Below are 15,708 nucleotides of genomic sequence, written 5' to 3'. Positions count from 1 at the left end.
TCATTCAGGAAACTGAATGATTGTTTTTTTTAATTAGAGAAGTAATTAGATAGGCCGTCTGTTACTGATTCAGCAATTTGGCTTCTGTAAGATGCTGAATTAATATTATTTTCATCTTTTGCGGAACTTAGATAACCAAGTTCTAAGAGGACTGCTGGTTGTGAATTTTCTCTGACTACATAATAATCGCCGACTCTTGCACCACGATTAGTAGTAGGGAGATCTTTCCCGAGCGTAGTATTAATACTTTCAGCAAGCGATTTATCACTATTATCATAATAATAAGTTGTTTGACCGCTTACACCTTTGCTTGCGTCTTCTAAGCTATCAAAATGAATACTAATAAACACATCTGCATTATTTTCGGCAGCTATATTTGTTCTTCCTTTTAGAGAGACATATTTATCACTGTTTCTCGTTAAGATTACTTTAGCGCCTCTAGCTTCTAATTTTTGTTTTAATTGTTTGGCTGTCTTTAAAGTCATTTCTTTTTCAATTGTGCCATTTGCCCCTTTAGCACCTGGATCATTGCCACCATGTCCGGGGTCAATAACGATGGTTGCTTCGGATAATTTGGTTGTTTTGCTTCGAGGGCTGGATGTTTGACCTTTGTCGGAAACATCGACTACCCAGTTAGCTACATAACCTTCTTCGCCGCTTGTCGTACGTATTTTATACCAGTCACCTTGTACTCCCTGAATAGCGAACCCTTGGCCAGAATTTGCTTTTTCGATGACGGCACCATCACGACTTGGCTTATTTCTAATATTAGTGGAGTCATCGCGAATGGTTACTGTTTGTAGCTCACTTTCATCTACTTTTGTAACAGATTCACGAATAGTTAAGTAATCGGAGCTAACCCATGCGCTTGTTCCGTTATATTGGATTTGCGCCCAGCCGTTTTGTTGGCTAGTAACTGTTACTTGATCACCATTATTTAGCAATCCAAGTGATTTACTTGAGGTACTTGGTTTTTCACGTACATTCAAACCGCCGTCAGAAGAAACGATAGCGACACTGTTACTTGCTGCGCTGACATCAGTGTTTTCTACTAACCAGCTTGCAACCCAACCGCTATTTCCGTTATCTAACTGAACTTTGTACCATTGATTTTCTTCACCGACTACCCGGAGTACTTCATTTTTTCTGGCTTGGCTCGTTACATCATATGCTAAACCAGGACCGCTACGGACATTTAAGACTTCTGCTTTGACGACAACGGAATTCGCGTTCGCCATTGCTATGGTTGTAAAAATACCTGCTGCAATCAATAAAATGGAGACAACGGTGATAAAAATGAATTTATTCTTCATTTAAAGCTAACACCACCCATATACTCATAAACTTTTATCTGACAGTAAAATGTTACCATAAAATGCGCTTTCATGGAACTAGAAAGTGGTTTTTTATAAAAAAACTGGCAAAATGTTGACTTTTCAGTGTGTTTTTAGTAATCTTAGAATAATTCATATTTAAAACTAGCGACAGAGAAAAGTAAGAAAATCCATGCTATACAGAGAATTTATCCCATTTGGCTGAAAGGATAAAGATAGTCACATTTTCTGAAAAGACACTCTCGAGGTTTCTTGTTGAAAAACAGTAAGCAAGAACGTATTCAGGCGTTAACTGACTTAAGTGAGGACTCATTAGTAGTTCTAATTAGGGTGGTACCACGGGTGTAAATAGACTCTCGTCCCTTGTTTTTATAACAAGTGACGGGGGTTTTTCTTTATATTTTGAAGTAAAAAAAGGAGGTTATGGTGATGGATTTGCAATTACCAAGAGGGACGCGAGATATTTTGCCGGAAGAGGTTAGTAAATGGCATTTTTTAGAGACAGAGTTTAAAAATGTTTGCGAAAACTACCAATATGAAGAAATCAAGACGCCTGTTTTTGAACATACGGAATTATTTGAGCGTGGGGTTGGCGATTCTACGGACATCGTATCAAAAGAAATGTACACTTTCCAAGACAAAGGCGGAAGAAGCTTAACACTGAGACCAGAGGGGACTGCTTCTGTTGTTCGAGCTTTCGTTGAGCATAAATTATACGGTGAAGTGAGCCAACCAATCAAAATGTACTATAATGAACCAATGTTTCGCTATGAACGTCCACAAGGCGGAAGACAACGCCAGTTTACTCAAATGGGAATTGAAGCACTTGGAAGTGATGATCCTTCTATTGATGTAGAAGTAATTTCACTGGCAATGGAGTTTTTTCGAAAAATTGGCTTAACAAACATTAAATTAGTCATTAATAGCCTTGGTGATAAAGAAAGCCGTTTAAAACATCGGGAAGCACTTGTTGCACATTTTGAACCACACATTGATGAATTTTGTGCAGAATGCCAAGTGCGGTTACACAAAAATCCACTGCGGATTTTAGACTGTAAAAAAGATCATGACAATCCACTGATTCAATCTGCGCCATCTATTTTGGACTTTTTAAATGAGGAATCTGTTGCCTATTTTGAAAATGTTAAAAATTACTTAAATGCGCTAGAGATTCCGTTTGAAATTGACCCAACGATGGTTCGTGGTTTAGATTATTATAACCACACGACATTTGAAATTATGAGCGTAGAAGAAGGATTTGGCGCGAAAACAACGCTTTGTGGTGGTGGGAGATATCACGGTTTAGTGAGAGAGTTTGGCGGCCCAGATACACCAGGAATGGGCTTTGGTATTGGTGTGGAACGTATTTTACTGGCACTAGAAAAAGCGGACATCGAAATACCTGCGAAAAAACCATTAGAGGTTTATGTGATTACAGCGCAACCAGAAGCAGAACTAAAAGGCGTAACACTCGTAAATAAATTAAGACAAAATGGTATTAGTGCAGAAAAAGATTACTTAAAACGTAAATTTAAAGCACAACTAAAAGATGCCAACAGAAAAAATGCCGTATACACCATTATTCTTGGTGAAGAAGAATTACAAACAGGCAATTATCAATTGAAAAATATGGAAACGGGCGAGCAAGAAGCTGTGTCTGAAACAACCATACTAGAAAAATTATCAAACACCAAGGGGGAGAAATAAAAATGGAAAAACGTACAAGTTACTGCGGTGAATTAAACGAAGCGCATATTGGTCAAAGTGTTGTCCTTCATGGTTGGGTGCAAAAAAGACGCGACTTAGGTGGTTTAATTTTTATTGATTTGCGTGACCGTGAGGGAATTGTGCAAGTGGTCTTCAATCCTGAATTTTCAAAAGAAGCGCTTGAAATCGCTGATAGTGTTCGAAATGAATTTGTTGTTACTATTAAAGGAACAGTTCATGCTCGTGGTGAAAAAGCTATCAATGAAAAATTAGCAACTGGTAAAGTAGAAGTTTTAGCAGAAGAAATTACGATTTTAAATACTTCCAAAACGCCACCATTTTATATTGAAGATGGAGTGAATGTTTCGGATGAATTGCGTTTGAAATACCGTTATTTAGACTTACGCCGCCCAGAAATGAATAATATTTTCAAAATGCGTCACACAGTAACAAGAACGTTCCGCAATAAACTAGATGCGCTTGGATTCTTTGATATCGAAACACCTTATTTAACAAAAAGTACGCCAGAAGGTGCACGCGATTATCTTGTGCCAAGTCGTGTTTATCCTGGTAACTTCTATGCATTGCCACAGTCCCCACAAATTTTAAAACAGTTACTAATGACTGCTGGGTTCGATAAATATTACCAAATCGTACGTTGCTTCCGCGATGAGGATTTGCGCGGTGACCGTCAACCTGAGTTTACACAAATCGATTTAGAAACAAGCTTTTTAACGAAAGAAGAAATCCAAGCGATTACGGAAGATATGCTGGTAGATGTTGTCAAAGAAGCAAAAAATATCACCATTGAAAAACCGTTTCCTCGTATGACATATAAAGAAGCAATGGATCGTTTTGGCAGTGATAAACCGGATATTCGTTTTGGTTTAGAATTACAAAATGTATCCGATGTCGTAAAAGATGTTGATTTTAAAGTCTTCCAATCCGCAATCGAAAATGGTGGCGAAGTGAAAGCAATCAATGCAAAAGCAGCCGCAGCTAATTTTTCGCGTAAAGATTTAGACGCACTTGGCGTTTTTGTTGCTAACTACGGTGCAAAAGGTCTTGCTTGGTTAAAAGTAGAAGCTGGTGAACTAAAAGGTCCAATTGCTAAATTTTTCCCTGAAGATAAAGCGGCAGAACTTAAAGTAGCACTACAAGCAGAAGATGGTGACTTATTACTATTTGCAGCTGATAAAGCAGATATCGTTGCAGCATCACTTGGGGCGCTTCGTAATAAACTTGGTAAAGACTTAAACTTAATCAATGAAGAAGAACTTGCTTTCTTATGGGTGACTGATTGGCCTCTATTTGAATACGATGAAGAAGCAGAGCGTTATGTATCTGCGCATCATCCATTCACTTTACCAAAAGAAGAAGATATCCCGCTTCTTGAAACGGATTCTTCTAAAGTGATGGCAGAAGCTTATGATATCGTATTAAACGGATATGAAATCGGCGGCGGTTCATTACGGATTTATAAAAAAGAAGTGCAAGAATCGATGTTCCGTGCACTTGGCTTTACGGATGAATCAGCGAAAGAACAATTTGGCTTCCTAATGGATGCGTTAGAATATGGTACACCGCCTCACGGTGGTATCGCGCTAGGATTAGATCGTATCGTTATGATCTTAGCTGGTCGAAACAACTTGCGTGACACAATTGCATTCCCTAAAACAGGTAGTGCAGTGGATCCGCTAACAAACGCACCAGGTGAAGTGAGTGAAGCTCAGCTAGCAGAGTTGAAACTCGAAACAGTAAAAAAAGAAACAAACTAAAAAAGAAGGTGAGCGCTAATGCTCACCTTCTTTTTGCTTTAAAAATCATCACTTAATTCTTGAATGTTTTCAACGTGTACCTTATTAACTAATAACCCTCGATTGGAATCATTGGACCAGAATGGGCCGTCCAATTCTTTCGCTTCACTGGAGCTGATTTTATTTTTATTATAAAAAGTGGCTTCCACATTGTAGCGATTCCCTTTTTTTACTGCATCCCAACTCTCTTCAGAAAGTGGTAGTGTAATTGATTTGTTTCCAGCGCCGTCAATTTTGCCAGTGATGGTATTGTTTTTTGATTTTTGGTCCACCACGAAATTAAAGGTAACGTCTACTTTTGACGAAGCGTGTTGATAAAGATAATAACCGCCAAAAAGCAGGATGGCTACTAGAACGGTGAAAATGGGGATTTTACGCATAGGGAATTTCGCGCCTCCTTATCTGTTCTAAACGTTCTTCCTTTTTCATTATAAGTGTAAAAGTTAAGAAGCGGAAGGGGTAAACGCCATTTCTCATTGATTTTTTAGAATAGAGGCCCCATTTTTAATTAATTCACCATTTTAACTATTCATTTTGATGGTTTATCTTGTAATGCGTCGATTCCGGTTTCGCCAGTGCTGATTTTAACGACTTCTGCAAGTGGGTAAATAAAAACTTTTCCGTCGCCGGGTTCGCCAGTACGTAGCGTTTCTTTAACAACACGAAGTACATCCTCAACGGGAACGGTGGAAACAACGATTTCGATTTTCATTCGTTCATGAATATTGCTTTCTTTTTTTGTACCCCGATAAAGTTCAATAAATCCTTTTTCTAACCCAGTACCAAGTGCTTTTGTTACGGTTAAGCCGCTCACGCCGATTTTTGCAAGTTCTTTTTGAAATAAATGAAAGCGATTTGGGCGAGTAATAATTTCGATTTTTGTTAATCCAGACATATTGTTGCCTCCTTTATTCTTGATATGCTTTTTCGCCGTGCAGTGTCAAATCAAGTCCTTTGTACTCTTGTTCTTCATTTACACGGATTGGTAAAAATAGTTTGATAATTACGACGATTAGAGCTGTTACTACAGCTACATATGCCACCGTTGAGCCGATTGCAATTAATTGTTTTACTACTAGAGAAGCATTCCCATAAAATAATCCATCTGCTCCAGCTTCATTTACTTTTGTTGTAGCAAAAAGTCCAGTTGCAATACCTCCCCAAATACCTCCGATTCCGTGAAGACCGAATGCATCAAGTGCATCATCATATTTTACTTTTCCTTTCAACCAGAACACAGCCCAGAAACATAGTGCTCCGCCGAAGAAACCAATGATAAGTGAACTTGGAACGGTAACAAATCCAGCGGCAGGGGTAATGGATACTAAACCAGCAATTGCTCCGGAAATGGTTCCAAGCATAGTTGGCTTTTTATTCGTCAACCATTCAACCAAACCCCAACCGATAATACCTGCAGCAGCTGCCGTATTCGTATTAACAAAAGCTGTCATAGCCACATTATCAATTGTAAGGGCGCTACCAACATTAAAACCATACCAACCAAACCAAACTAGAATACCACCAATAAGCGCAAGTGGTAAATTGTGCGGAGAAGCAGAGTCGGCTTCTTTTCTTCGTCCAATCATAATCGCAAGTACTAATCCTGTTACACCGGAACTAATATGAACCACATTTCCACCAGCAAAATCAAGTGCTCCAAGATTACGTAACCAACCGCCATCACCCCAAACCCAATGAGCGACAGGGGAATAAACAAGTAATGACCATAAGATAATGAAAATCAAGTAAGCGGAGAAATTCATCCGTTCTGCAAATGCCCCAGAAATGATAGCTACAGTCAAAATAGCAAAAGTCATTTGAAACATCATGAATAGAACATGTGGAATGGCGTCTGAGTAAGTAGCATTTGCCGCAAAACCGACATTATGAAGGAAGGTCCAATCAAAACTACCTATAAAGCCGTTCCCAGGGGCGAAAGCTAACGAATAACCAACAATCACCCAAAGAATAGAAATAATTGCCATCGAACTAAAACTATACATTGCAGTACTCAACACATTTTTGCGTCGAACCATACCGCCGTAAAATAATGCGATTCCTGGTGTCATCAACCAAACCAATAAAGTACAAAAGAACATAAATACTGATTCCATACTCAACTCTCCTTTTTGTTAGATAAACTAACATGTAATATATTATTTATGCGTTTATAATACACTATATTCAAATAAAGGCAAGAATATTTTATCAATTCAATCAATTTGGTTAGATTATCTAACATATAGCGTTTTCAATTGTTTGCTTTTGATATTTATTTCAGAATAATCAGATTATAATATGGTGTAATTTCCGTTTCAATGGTAGATAAAAAGCCTATTCGTAAATAGGCTTTTTTCATTAAATATAAAACATGTATCCATCTGTTAATTCAGAGTCAGTAGAATGTTTTAGTAAGTCAGCTAGCGTTGTTTGATCTAACACGTCACGGACGGCATTACGCATTCGTGTCCATAGTTCTCGCTGGGCAGCTTCTTCATCTTCCATACTTTCCACAAGTACGATGGGCCCTTCTAGTGTACGTATGATATCACCCGCAGTAATTTTTTCAGGATCACCATTTAAAACATAGCCGCCATGGGCACCGCGAATACTTTTAACAATTCCTGCATTACGAAGAGGTCCGATTAATTGCTCTAAATAATGTTCCGATAAATTTTTATCTTGGGCGATACTACGAAGGGAAATAGGACCATCACCAATTCTTTTTGCGAGTTCAAGTGTTATTGTTAGGCCATAACGACCTTTTGTTGTAATCTTCATTTTTATTTAACCTCCAGTAATTTCAAAACCACTTATACCGCATCTATTATATCGGAATTAATGAAAGAAGGCAAAGGAAACAAGTACGTGAACGCACAGGTGTTCTTATGTTATAATGGGAAATAAGCAAATAAGAAGGAGCGGTTATATGGCAATTCAACCTTTAGCTTACCGGATGCGCCCGAAAGCATTAGATGAAATCGTGGGACAAACGCATTTAGTCGGTAAAGATAAAATTATTAATCGGATGGTCAAAGCAAAACAATTATCTTCTATGATATTATACGGACCGCCTGGAATTGGAAAAACCTCGATCGCAAGTGCGATTGCTGGAAGTACAAAATATGCATTCCGTACATTAAATGCAGTTACCAATAATAAAAAAGATATGGAAGTAGTAGCAGCTGAGGCAAAAATGAGCGGCACGGTTATTCTTCTTTTAGATGAAGTACATCGGTTGGATAAAGCAAAACAAGATTTTTTACTACCATTACTTGAAAGTGGCGCGATTATCTTAATAGGTGCAACGACAAGTAATCCATACATCGCGATTAATCCGGCGATTCGAAGCCGGACACAAGTTTTTGAGTTAAAACCTTTAACGGTAGAAGATATTATGATAACTATGGACCGGGCGCTTTCAGATAAAGAGCGGGGACTTGGGAATTATGATGTAGAAATAGATGAGGTTGCGAAAAAACATTTTGCAACGGCGAGTAATGGGGATGTGCGTAGTGCGCTGAATGCCTTAGAGTTAGCTGTCATTTCTTCTGAACCAAATGAAGATGGTGTGATTCATATTACACTCGATGTGGCAGAGGAGTGTTTACAAAAGAAAAGTTTAGCTCATGACAAAGACGGCGATGCCCATTATGACGTATTAAGTGCTTTTCAAAAATCTGTTCGTGGTAGCGATGTGAATGCAGCGCTCCATTATATGGGACGTTTAATTGAAGCAGGAGATTTAGTCAGTATCAGCCGGAGAATGCTCGTTATGGCATATGAGGATATTGGTCTTGCGAGTCCACAAGCCGGGGCGCATACACTCGCAGCCATCCAAACCGCAGAAAAAGTCGGGTTTCCTGAAGCGCGAATTCCGCTCGCTAATGCTGTCATCGAGCTTTGCCTTTCGCCTAAATCCAATTCTGCTATTATGGCGATTGATGCGGCACTAGCAGATATTCGCCAAGGAAAAAGTGGAGAAGTGCCAGATCATTTACGAGATGGACATTACTCTGGTGCAGAAAAACTTGGACGAGCAATTGATTATAAATATCCGCATAATTATGATAATGCTTGGGTTGACCAACAATATTTGCCAGATCGCCTTAAAAATAAATTATATTATGAGCCGAAATTCACTTCGAAATTCGAGCAAACAATCGCTGGCGTATACCAAAAAATTAATGAAAACAAGGCAAAAAAAGAATAAAAAAAGTGCCAAATGAAAAGTCGCTAACGTTGAAATTTCGTCTTTCCTATGGTATTCTAAATGAAGAAAAGAAACCCTAATGTATTCGATATAGTTCCTGATATTTTTGAACCGAACAATTTTTTATACCTAGGGAGCTTGGAGTTCCGGCGCGGCGCACATGCCTTCACACGAGGAAGTGCAAACCGTTAGACAGAGCACCCACCTGCTTTAATTGAGAGCGGGTTCAAAGGAAGGGAATCCTAAACGGTACGATTGGGGTTTCTTTTTTGCGTGTAAATAGGAGTTATTCCTCTTTACTTTACAGGAGTATTGCTGTTACAATAAGAAACGATTAACGGCGAACAGGAATTCGTCTAAAAAAAGGACGCGATAAAAAATGGAAAACAGAATTTACTTAGACCATGCTGCGACAAGTCCAATTCATCCAGAAGTTATCCAAACAATGCTTGGCGCAATTACTAATACGTACGGCAATCCTTCTAGTATTCATTACGCTGGACGAGAGGCGAGAAAAGCATTGGATGAAGCTCGCCACACAATCGCTAAAAGTATTCACGCTACAGAAAAAGAAATTATTTTCACAAGCGGTGGTACAGAAGGTGATAACTTGGCACTTATTGGGACAGCTTTAGCACATAAAGAAAACGGAACACACATTATTACTTCGCAGATTGAGCATCATGCTGTTTTAAAAACATGTGAATATCTTGAGACTCAAGGTTTTGAAGTGACTTATTTGCCAGTAGATGAGCATGGGATCGTGTCTGTAGAGAGCGTACAGGCTGCTTTACGCCCTGAAACAATTCTTGTTTCTATTATGTATGGTAACAATGAAATTGGCTCCATTCAGCCAATTGCGGAGATTGGTGCATTGCTACGGGATCAACAAGCCATTTTCCATACAGATGCAGTACAAGCTTACGGGCTATTAAATATAAATGTAATGGAGTTAGGAGTAGATTTATTAACTACTTCTTCTCATAAAATAAATGGACCACGTGGCGTAGGCTTTTTATACGTCAAAAATGGGACACGTCTTGCTTACCAAATGCACGGCGGCGAACAAGAACGAAAACGTCGCGCTGGAACAGAAAACTTAGCGGGAATCTGCGGATTTAGTGCAGCTTCTTCTATAATGACAAATGAACGCGAACTAAAAAACGAGGAATATATATCCTTTAAAAAACGAATGGCAGAAATTTGGCGTTCTGCAGAGCTGGATTTTGAAGTAAATGGTTTAGAAGCTGATACGCTACCACATGTTTATAGTGTGCGTTTTCCAGGTGTTTCAATTGAACAATTATTAATGAATTTGGATATGGAAGGAATTGCTGTTTCGAGTGGCTCGGCTTGCACGGCGGGAACAGTAGATCCATCGCATGTTTTAGTTGCTCTATTTGGTGAAAATCATCCAGCGATTCAAGAGACCGTTCGGATTAGTTTTGGACTAGGAAATCATTTAGAAGAAGTAGAAATGGCGGCTACGAAAATTAGTGAAGTAGTAACGCGTTTAATGAAAATTTAAGAAGGCGAGGAGCGAACTTTGAGTACAAATAATAGTGACATTCGTGTAGTTGTCGGCATGTCAGGCGGAGTAGATTCATCAGTCACTGCTCATATATTAAAAGAACAAGGTTATGATGTTATTGGCATCTTTATGAAAAATTGGGATGATACGGACGAATTTGGCGTTTGTACGGCAACAGAAGATTACGATGATGTTATTCGCGTAGCCAACCAAATCGATATCCCTTATTATGCGGTTAATTTCGAAAAAGAATATTGGGATAAAGTGTTTACGTATTTCTTAGATGAATACAAACTTGGTCGCACACCAAACCCAGATGTTATGTGTAATAAAGAAATTAAATTCAAGGCATTTTTAGAACATGCGGAAAGCCTGGGCGCGGATTATGTGGCAACGGGTCACTACGCACAAGTGAAAAAAGTAGGCGACGAAATCGAATTGCTTCGTGGCGTTGATAATAATAAAGACCAAACGTATTTCTTAAACCAGCTTTCACAAGATCAACTGAAAAAAGTCATGTTCCCACTTGGGGCTATGGAAAAAACAGAAGTGCGTGAAATCGCGAAAAAAGCTGGACTTGCTACTGCAGACAAAAAAGACAGCACTGGCATTTGTTTTATTGGCGAAAGAAACTTTAAGCAATTTTTAAGTGAATATCTTCCGGCGCAACCTGGCGAAATGAGAACACTGGACGGCGAAGTGTTAGGGAAACATGACGGATTAATGTATTATACAATCGGTCAACGTCATGGCCTAGGCATTGGTGGAGACGGTGAACCTTGGTTTGTTGTTGGTAAAAATTTAAAAGAAAATGTATTGTTTGTGGAACAAGGTTTCCATCATGAAACTTTATATTCAGATTCTCTAATTGCAACGGACATTTCTTTTACAACTAATGCAGAAAAACCAAAAACAATCGAATGTACTGCTAAATTCCGCTATCGTCAAACGGACACTAAAGTAACCGTGCACTTGCGTGAAGATGGTACAGCAGAAGTTGTTTTTGCTGATCCAGTTCGTGCAATCACTCCAGGCCAAGCTGTTGTATTTTACGATGGCGACGTTTGCCTTGGCGGTGGAACAATCGATACGGTTTGGAAAAACGGTCAAAAGTTAGATTATGTAGGCTGAAATTAGAACCGGAGAATCTTGTTTTCTACGAGACTCCGGTTTTTTCCTGTTTAAATGCGTTTTTTTAAACAGATTTTATGGTAAAATATTATACGAAACAGTGAAAAGAGGTCCTTTATGAAAAAAATAGCGATTTTTGGGAGTGCGATTGTTTTATTTTGTCTTCTTATTTGGGGATATTTTTATTTCAACTCAGAACCGTCTACAACCGCAGAAAATGCTGCAAATTCAACTAAAGCTGTGGAGGTGCTTGAAGAAAATGACATCCTTGTTTTTACTCCACGTAAATCGGATGCAGATATGAGTGTTATTTTATATCCAGGTGCTTTTGTTGATGCTTTAAGTTATGCACCTCTTGCAAACAAACTTGCTTCGAGCGGTTACAAAACGTACATCGTTGAAATGCCCCTTAATTTAGCTGTATTTGGTAAAAATCGAGCTGCTGATATTATTGATGAAGCTCCGGATGAAAAATTTGTCATTGGTGGACACTCGCTTGGTGGCGTGATGTCTTCTAGATTTGCACATGATAACGAAAACGAAATAGAAGGCGCGTTTTTCTTAGCTAGTTACCCAGATAAAAAAGGTTCCTTAAAAAATGCTTCTTTTCCAGCACTTTCTATCACAGCGACAAATGATGATGTCTTAAACCAAGATTCTTATAATAAAAATAAAAAATACTTGCCTAAAGATACTACTTTTGTTTCTATTAAAGGTGGAAATCATGCACAATTCGGTTCATATGGAGAACAACATGGGGACGGAAAAGCAGCGATTAGTGGGCCAGAACAAACAGATCAAGTAGCGAACGCGCTCGTTACGTGGCTTAATACGTCTGTAAAAAATCAGGAAAGATAAGAGGGATAACATGGATAAAAACCAATTAGGTATTAAACAAATGCAAGAAGGTAATTTAGAAGAAGCGGTCAAATTATTTACAGAAGTAATTGAAGAACATCCAAGCGATCCAGTTGGTTATATTAATTTTGGGAATGTTTTACTTTCAATGGATGATTTTGAACGTGCGGAATTATTTTTCAAAAGAGCTCTTGAGCTAGACGACACAGTTCCAGCTGCTTACTATAGCTTAGGAAATTTATATTATGAATTAGAGCGTTATCAAGAAGCCGCAGATAGCTTCCAAAATGCCACAAAACAAGGAATGGAAAATGGTGATTTGTTTTTCATGTTAGGAATGAGTTTTGTTCAAATGGAGGAGCTAACACTTGCGATGCCATATTTACTTAGAAGTGTCGAATTAAATCCAGAAGACGGCGAAGCGTTATTTCAATATGGGATTGTGCTTGCTCGCAGTGGTTTTTATGAAGATGCGATTAATATGTTAGAACGCGTTTTACTTGTTAAGCCTGAAGATCTAGATGCACTTTACAATATTGGTGCAGCTTATCTGGCATGGCAAGGAGATATCGTTCTTGCTAAAAACTATTTTGAACGAGCAATTGCTACAGGCGCATCACATGAATTGGCTGAAAATGCCTTAAATGCGATTCAAGATTTAGAAAACGAAGCAGAGTAAATCTAATTAGAAAGGAGGCGGCTTAGAATGGCTGAACAAGAATCACTCGCCTTATTTGATGATACAACAGAAGAACTTTTCATGAAGGGCACGATGTTGTCTACCATTTTTTACAATGCCGAAAACCTCTTTTCTGTCGTACGAATATTGGTAAAAGAAACAAATGCGGATTGGGACGAAAAAGATATTATCGTAACTGGCTTTTTCCCAGCACTCCACGAACAAGAAGTCTACACTTTCTACGGAAAAATGCAGGAACATGCTAAATTTGGTCAACAATTCAAAGCAGACCGGTTTCGTAAAGAAATGCCACAATCACGCGCTGGTTTAATTAATTATCTTTCTGGAGAACTTTTTAAAGGAATTGGTAAAGTAACCGCTGAAAATATTGTGGATACGATTGGCGATGATGCTATTACGAAAATTTTATCCGATCCGAGTTTGTTAAACACGGTACCTAAGTTGCCATCCGGTGCAGCGGAAAGTTTGCTTGCTTCTCTTAGAGAAAATCAGGGATTAGAGCATGTGATGGTCGGTTTAAACGAATATGGCTTTGGCCCGCAATTATCCATGAAAATTTTCCAGGCCTATAAACAAAATGCTATTGAAGTGCTAGAGAATAATCCTTATAAATTGATTGAGGACGTAAAAGGGATTGGTTTTCAACGTGCCGATGAGCTTGGACGGAAACTCGGTCTTGGCGGGAATCATCCAGAACGGCTTCGCGCAGGGATTTTATTTATGTTAGATTCGGTTTGTATGCAACAAGGTCACGTATACATGGAGCAAGAGGTTCTGCTTGGAGAAGTGACATATTTGCTAGAAGAAAGTGAAGGCATTCGAATTGACCAAAGTATTTTAGTAGCTCAAGTAGAAAAATTGGCCGAGGAACAAAAGATTATTACGGAAAACACACGCGTATACATGCCGTCGCTCTATTATTCAGAGAGTGGCTTTGCATATCATGTTAAGCGAATGCTTAAACAAACAGAATACCAAGAACAATTTCCACAATCCGAATTTTTACTAGCTCTAGGAGAATTAGAAGAAAGGATTGGCGTTCATTACGGAGACTCACAACGACAGGCTTTAGAACAAGCTTTAATGTCTCCGATGCTCGTACTTACTGGTGGTCCTGGAACAGGGAAAACAACGGTCATTAAAGGGATAGTGGAGCTGTATGCGGAACTAAATGGTGTGAGTCTTGATCCCCATGCTTACAAAGATGGAGCGACTTTCCCCGTTCTTCTTGCTGCTCCAACTGGTCGTGCCGCTAAACGGATGTCAGAGTCAACTGGACTTCCTGCGATGACTATTCACCGTCTACTCGGAATGAATGGTCAAGAACAAATGGATGATGATGCAGAAAGACTGATTGATGGACGACTGTTGATTGTGGATGAGATGTCGATGGTTGATATTTGGCTTGCTAATCAATTATTCCGTGCTTTACCAGCGCACATGCAAGTGGTACTCGTTGGCGACCAAGATCAGTTGCCTTCAGTCGGACCGGGTCAAGTACTCAAAGATATTCTGCAATCTGAACAAATTCCAACTGTAGCTCTTTCAGATATTTATCGCCAAAAGGATGGTTCTTCCATTATCGAAATGGCGCATTATATAAAAGAAGGCATGTTGCCAGCTGATTTCACCAAAAATAGCGCCGATCGCTCCTTTTTTCATTGCACGGTAAATCAAATTGGTGATGTGGTCGAACAAGTGGTAAAAAATGCAAAAAACAAAGGGTTTCGAGCAAAAGATATCCAAGTTTTAGCACCAATGTATCGTGGTCCCGCAGGCATTGATATTTTAAATAAAAAACTACAAGAAATCTTCAATCCAAATGATACAGGGCGTCGTAAAGAAGTTCAATACGGTGACATAAAGTATCGCGTGCATGACAAAGTACTGCAATTGATTAATCAACCAGAGAAAAATGTGTTTAACGGTGATATCGGTGAAATTGTTTCTATAATCTACGCCAAAGAAAATACCGAAAAACAAGATCTGATTGTCGTTCAATTTGACCAAACAGAGGTTTCTTACTATAGGCAAGAATTTAATCAATTGACCCATGCTTATTGTTGTTCGATTCATAAAGCGCAGGGAAGTGAATTTCCGATTGTGATTATGCCGATTGTCCGCAGTTACTACCGGATGTTACGTCGCGATTTACTCTACACTGGAGTAACGCGGAGTAAACAATTTCTCATTCTTTGCGGGGAAGAAGAAGCTTTTCGAATGGGGATAGAACGAATTGATGAAAATAAGCGTAATACAACACTCTCTGAACGTTTAATGAGCGAAGATGTTTTATTAGAACAAATGACGAATAAACGAATTCTCACTGCTGAAAACATTACGGAAATTGATCCGATGATTGGAATGGAAGGGATTACTCCAGAACAGTTTATGGTAGGATAAAAAAGAACCACTCT

13 protein-coding genes, 1 other RNA gene and 1 other annotated feature are annotated in these 15,708 nt (G+C 38.8%); of the genes, 9 read left to right on the top strand and 5 right to left on the bottom strand.

The window, feature by feature from the left end; translation table 11 throughout:
- Positions 1-29 precede the first annotated feature (29 nt).
- A complete protein-coding gene (locus tag CKV70_RS07720) occupies positions 30-1,313 on the bottom strand; it encodes an N-acetylmuramoyl-L-alanine amidase family protein (RefSeq protein WP_003723525.1) in 1,284 nt (427 codons plus the stop codon).
- 159 nt (positions 1,314-1,472) lie between these two features.
- Positions 1,473-1,701 (top strand) — a binding site (T-box leader).
- A gap of 62 nt (positions 1,702-1,763) precedes the next feature.
- Between CKV70_RS07720 and hisS the strand changes: the two genes are divergently transcribed.
- Both hisS and aspS read left to right on the top strand, forming a co-directional pair.
- Positions 1,764-3,041, top strand: coding sequence for a histidine--tRNA ligase (hisS, locus tag CKV70_RS07715; RefSeq protein WP_014930953.1), 1,278 nt, complete (start codon positions 1,764-1,766; stop codon positions 3,039-3,041).
- 2 nt (positions 3,042-3,043) lie between these two features.
- Positions 3,044-4,819: an aspartate--tRNA ligase gene (gene aspS, locus CKV70_RS07710; RefSeq protein WP_003723523.1), complete on the top strand. Its 1,776-nt coding sequence runs from the start codon at positions 3,044-3,046 to the stop codon at positions 4,817-4,819.
- A gap of 38 nt (positions 4,820-4,857) precedes the next feature.
- Here aspS and CKV70_RS07705 read toward each other — a convergent pair whose 3' ends face one another.
- The 4 genes from CKV70_RS07705 to cymR form a co-directional block, all read right to left on the bottom strand.
- A complete protein-coding gene (locus CKV70_RS07705) occupies positions 4,858-5,238 on the bottom strand; it encodes a hypothetical protein (protein WP_003727404.1) in 381 nt (126 codons plus the stop codon).
- A gap of 149 nt (positions 5,239-5,387) precedes the next feature.
- On the bottom strand, positions 5,388-5,753 hold the full coding sequence (locus CKV70_RS07700) for a P-II family nitrogen regulator (protein WP_003723521.1): 366 nt from the start codon (positions 5,751-5,753) through the stop codon (positions 5,388-5,390).
- A gap of 13 nt (positions 5,754-5,766) precedes the next feature.
- Entirely contained in the window at positions 5,767-6,972 is a 1,206-nt protein-coding gene (locus tag CKV70_RS07695; protein ID WP_003723520.1) for an ammonium transporter, read from the bottom strand.
- Between the two features lie 244 nt (positions 6,973-7,216).
- Entirely contained in the window at positions 7,217-7,639 is a 423-nt protein-coding gene (gene cymR / locus CKV70_RS07690; protein WP_003732594.1) for a cysteine metabolism transcriptional regulator CymR, read from the bottom strand.
- A gap of 148 nt (positions 7,640-7,787) precedes the next feature.
- On the opposite strand from cymR, the gene CKV70_RS07685 reads away from it, so the two are divergent.
- The 7 genes from CKV70_RS07685 to CKV70_RS07655 all read left to right on the top strand — a co-directional run bounded on the left by CKV70_RS07685 (position 7,788) and on the right by CKV70_RS07655 (position 15,694).
- Positions 7,788-9,071 carry a replication-associated recombination protein A gene (locus CKV70_RS07685; protein WP_014600851.1) on the top strand — a complete coding sequence of 428 codons (1,284 nt, stop codon included), beginning with the start codon at positions 7,788-7,790 and terminating at the stop codon, positions 9,069-9,071.
- 70 nt (positions 9,072-9,141) lie between these two features.
- A non-coding RNA gene (gene ssrS, locus CKV70_RS07680) (6S RNA) lies at positions 9,142-9,337 on the top strand.
- Positions 9,338-9,450: 113 nt separating this feature from the next.
- On the top strand, positions 9,451-10,599 hold the full coding sequence (locus tag CKV70_RS07675) for a cysteine desulfurase family protein (RefSeq protein ID WP_014600850.1): 1,149 nt from the start codon (positions 9,451-9,453) through the stop codon (positions 10,597-10,599).
- An 18-nt stretch (positions 10,600-10,617) separates the two neighbouring features.
- On the top strand, positions 10,618-11,733 hold the full coding sequence (gene mnmA / locus CKV70_RS07670; RefSeq protein WP_014600849.1) for a tRNA 2-thiouridine(34) synthase MnmA: 1,116 nt from the start codon (positions 10,618-10,620) through the stop codon (positions 11,731-11,733).
- Positions 11,734-11,850: 117 nt separating this feature from the next.
- Positions 11,851-12,591: an alpha/beta hydrolase gene (locus CKV70_RS07665; protein WP_014930951.1), complete on the top strand. Its 741-nt coding sequence runs from the start codon at positions 11,851-11,853 to the stop codon at positions 12,589-12,591.
- 40 nt (positions 12,592-12,631) lie between these two features.
- Positions 12,632-13,270, top strand: a complete 639-nt coding sequence (locus CKV70_RS07660; RefSeq protein ID WP_077906957.1) for a tetratricopeptide repeat protein — start codon at positions 12,632-12,634, stop codon at positions 13,268-13,270.
- Positions 13,271-13,297: 27 nt separating this feature from the next.
- On the top strand, positions 13,298-15,694 hold the full coding sequence (locus CKV70_RS07655) for an SF1B family DNA helicase RecD2 (protein ID WP_014600848.1): 2,397 nt from the start codon (positions 13,298-13,300) through the stop codon (positions 15,692-15,694).
- Positions 15,695-15,708 lie beyond the last annotated feature (14 nt).

This window comes from Listeria monocytogenes (assembly GCF_900187225.1).
GTDB classification, from domain to species: Bacteria; Bacillota; Bacilli; order Lactobacillales; family Listeriaceae; genus Listeria; species Listeria monocytogenes.
The sequence above is the reverse complement of the archived record's forward strand: the minus strand, read 5'-3'. Positions and strand labels throughout refer to the sequence as shown.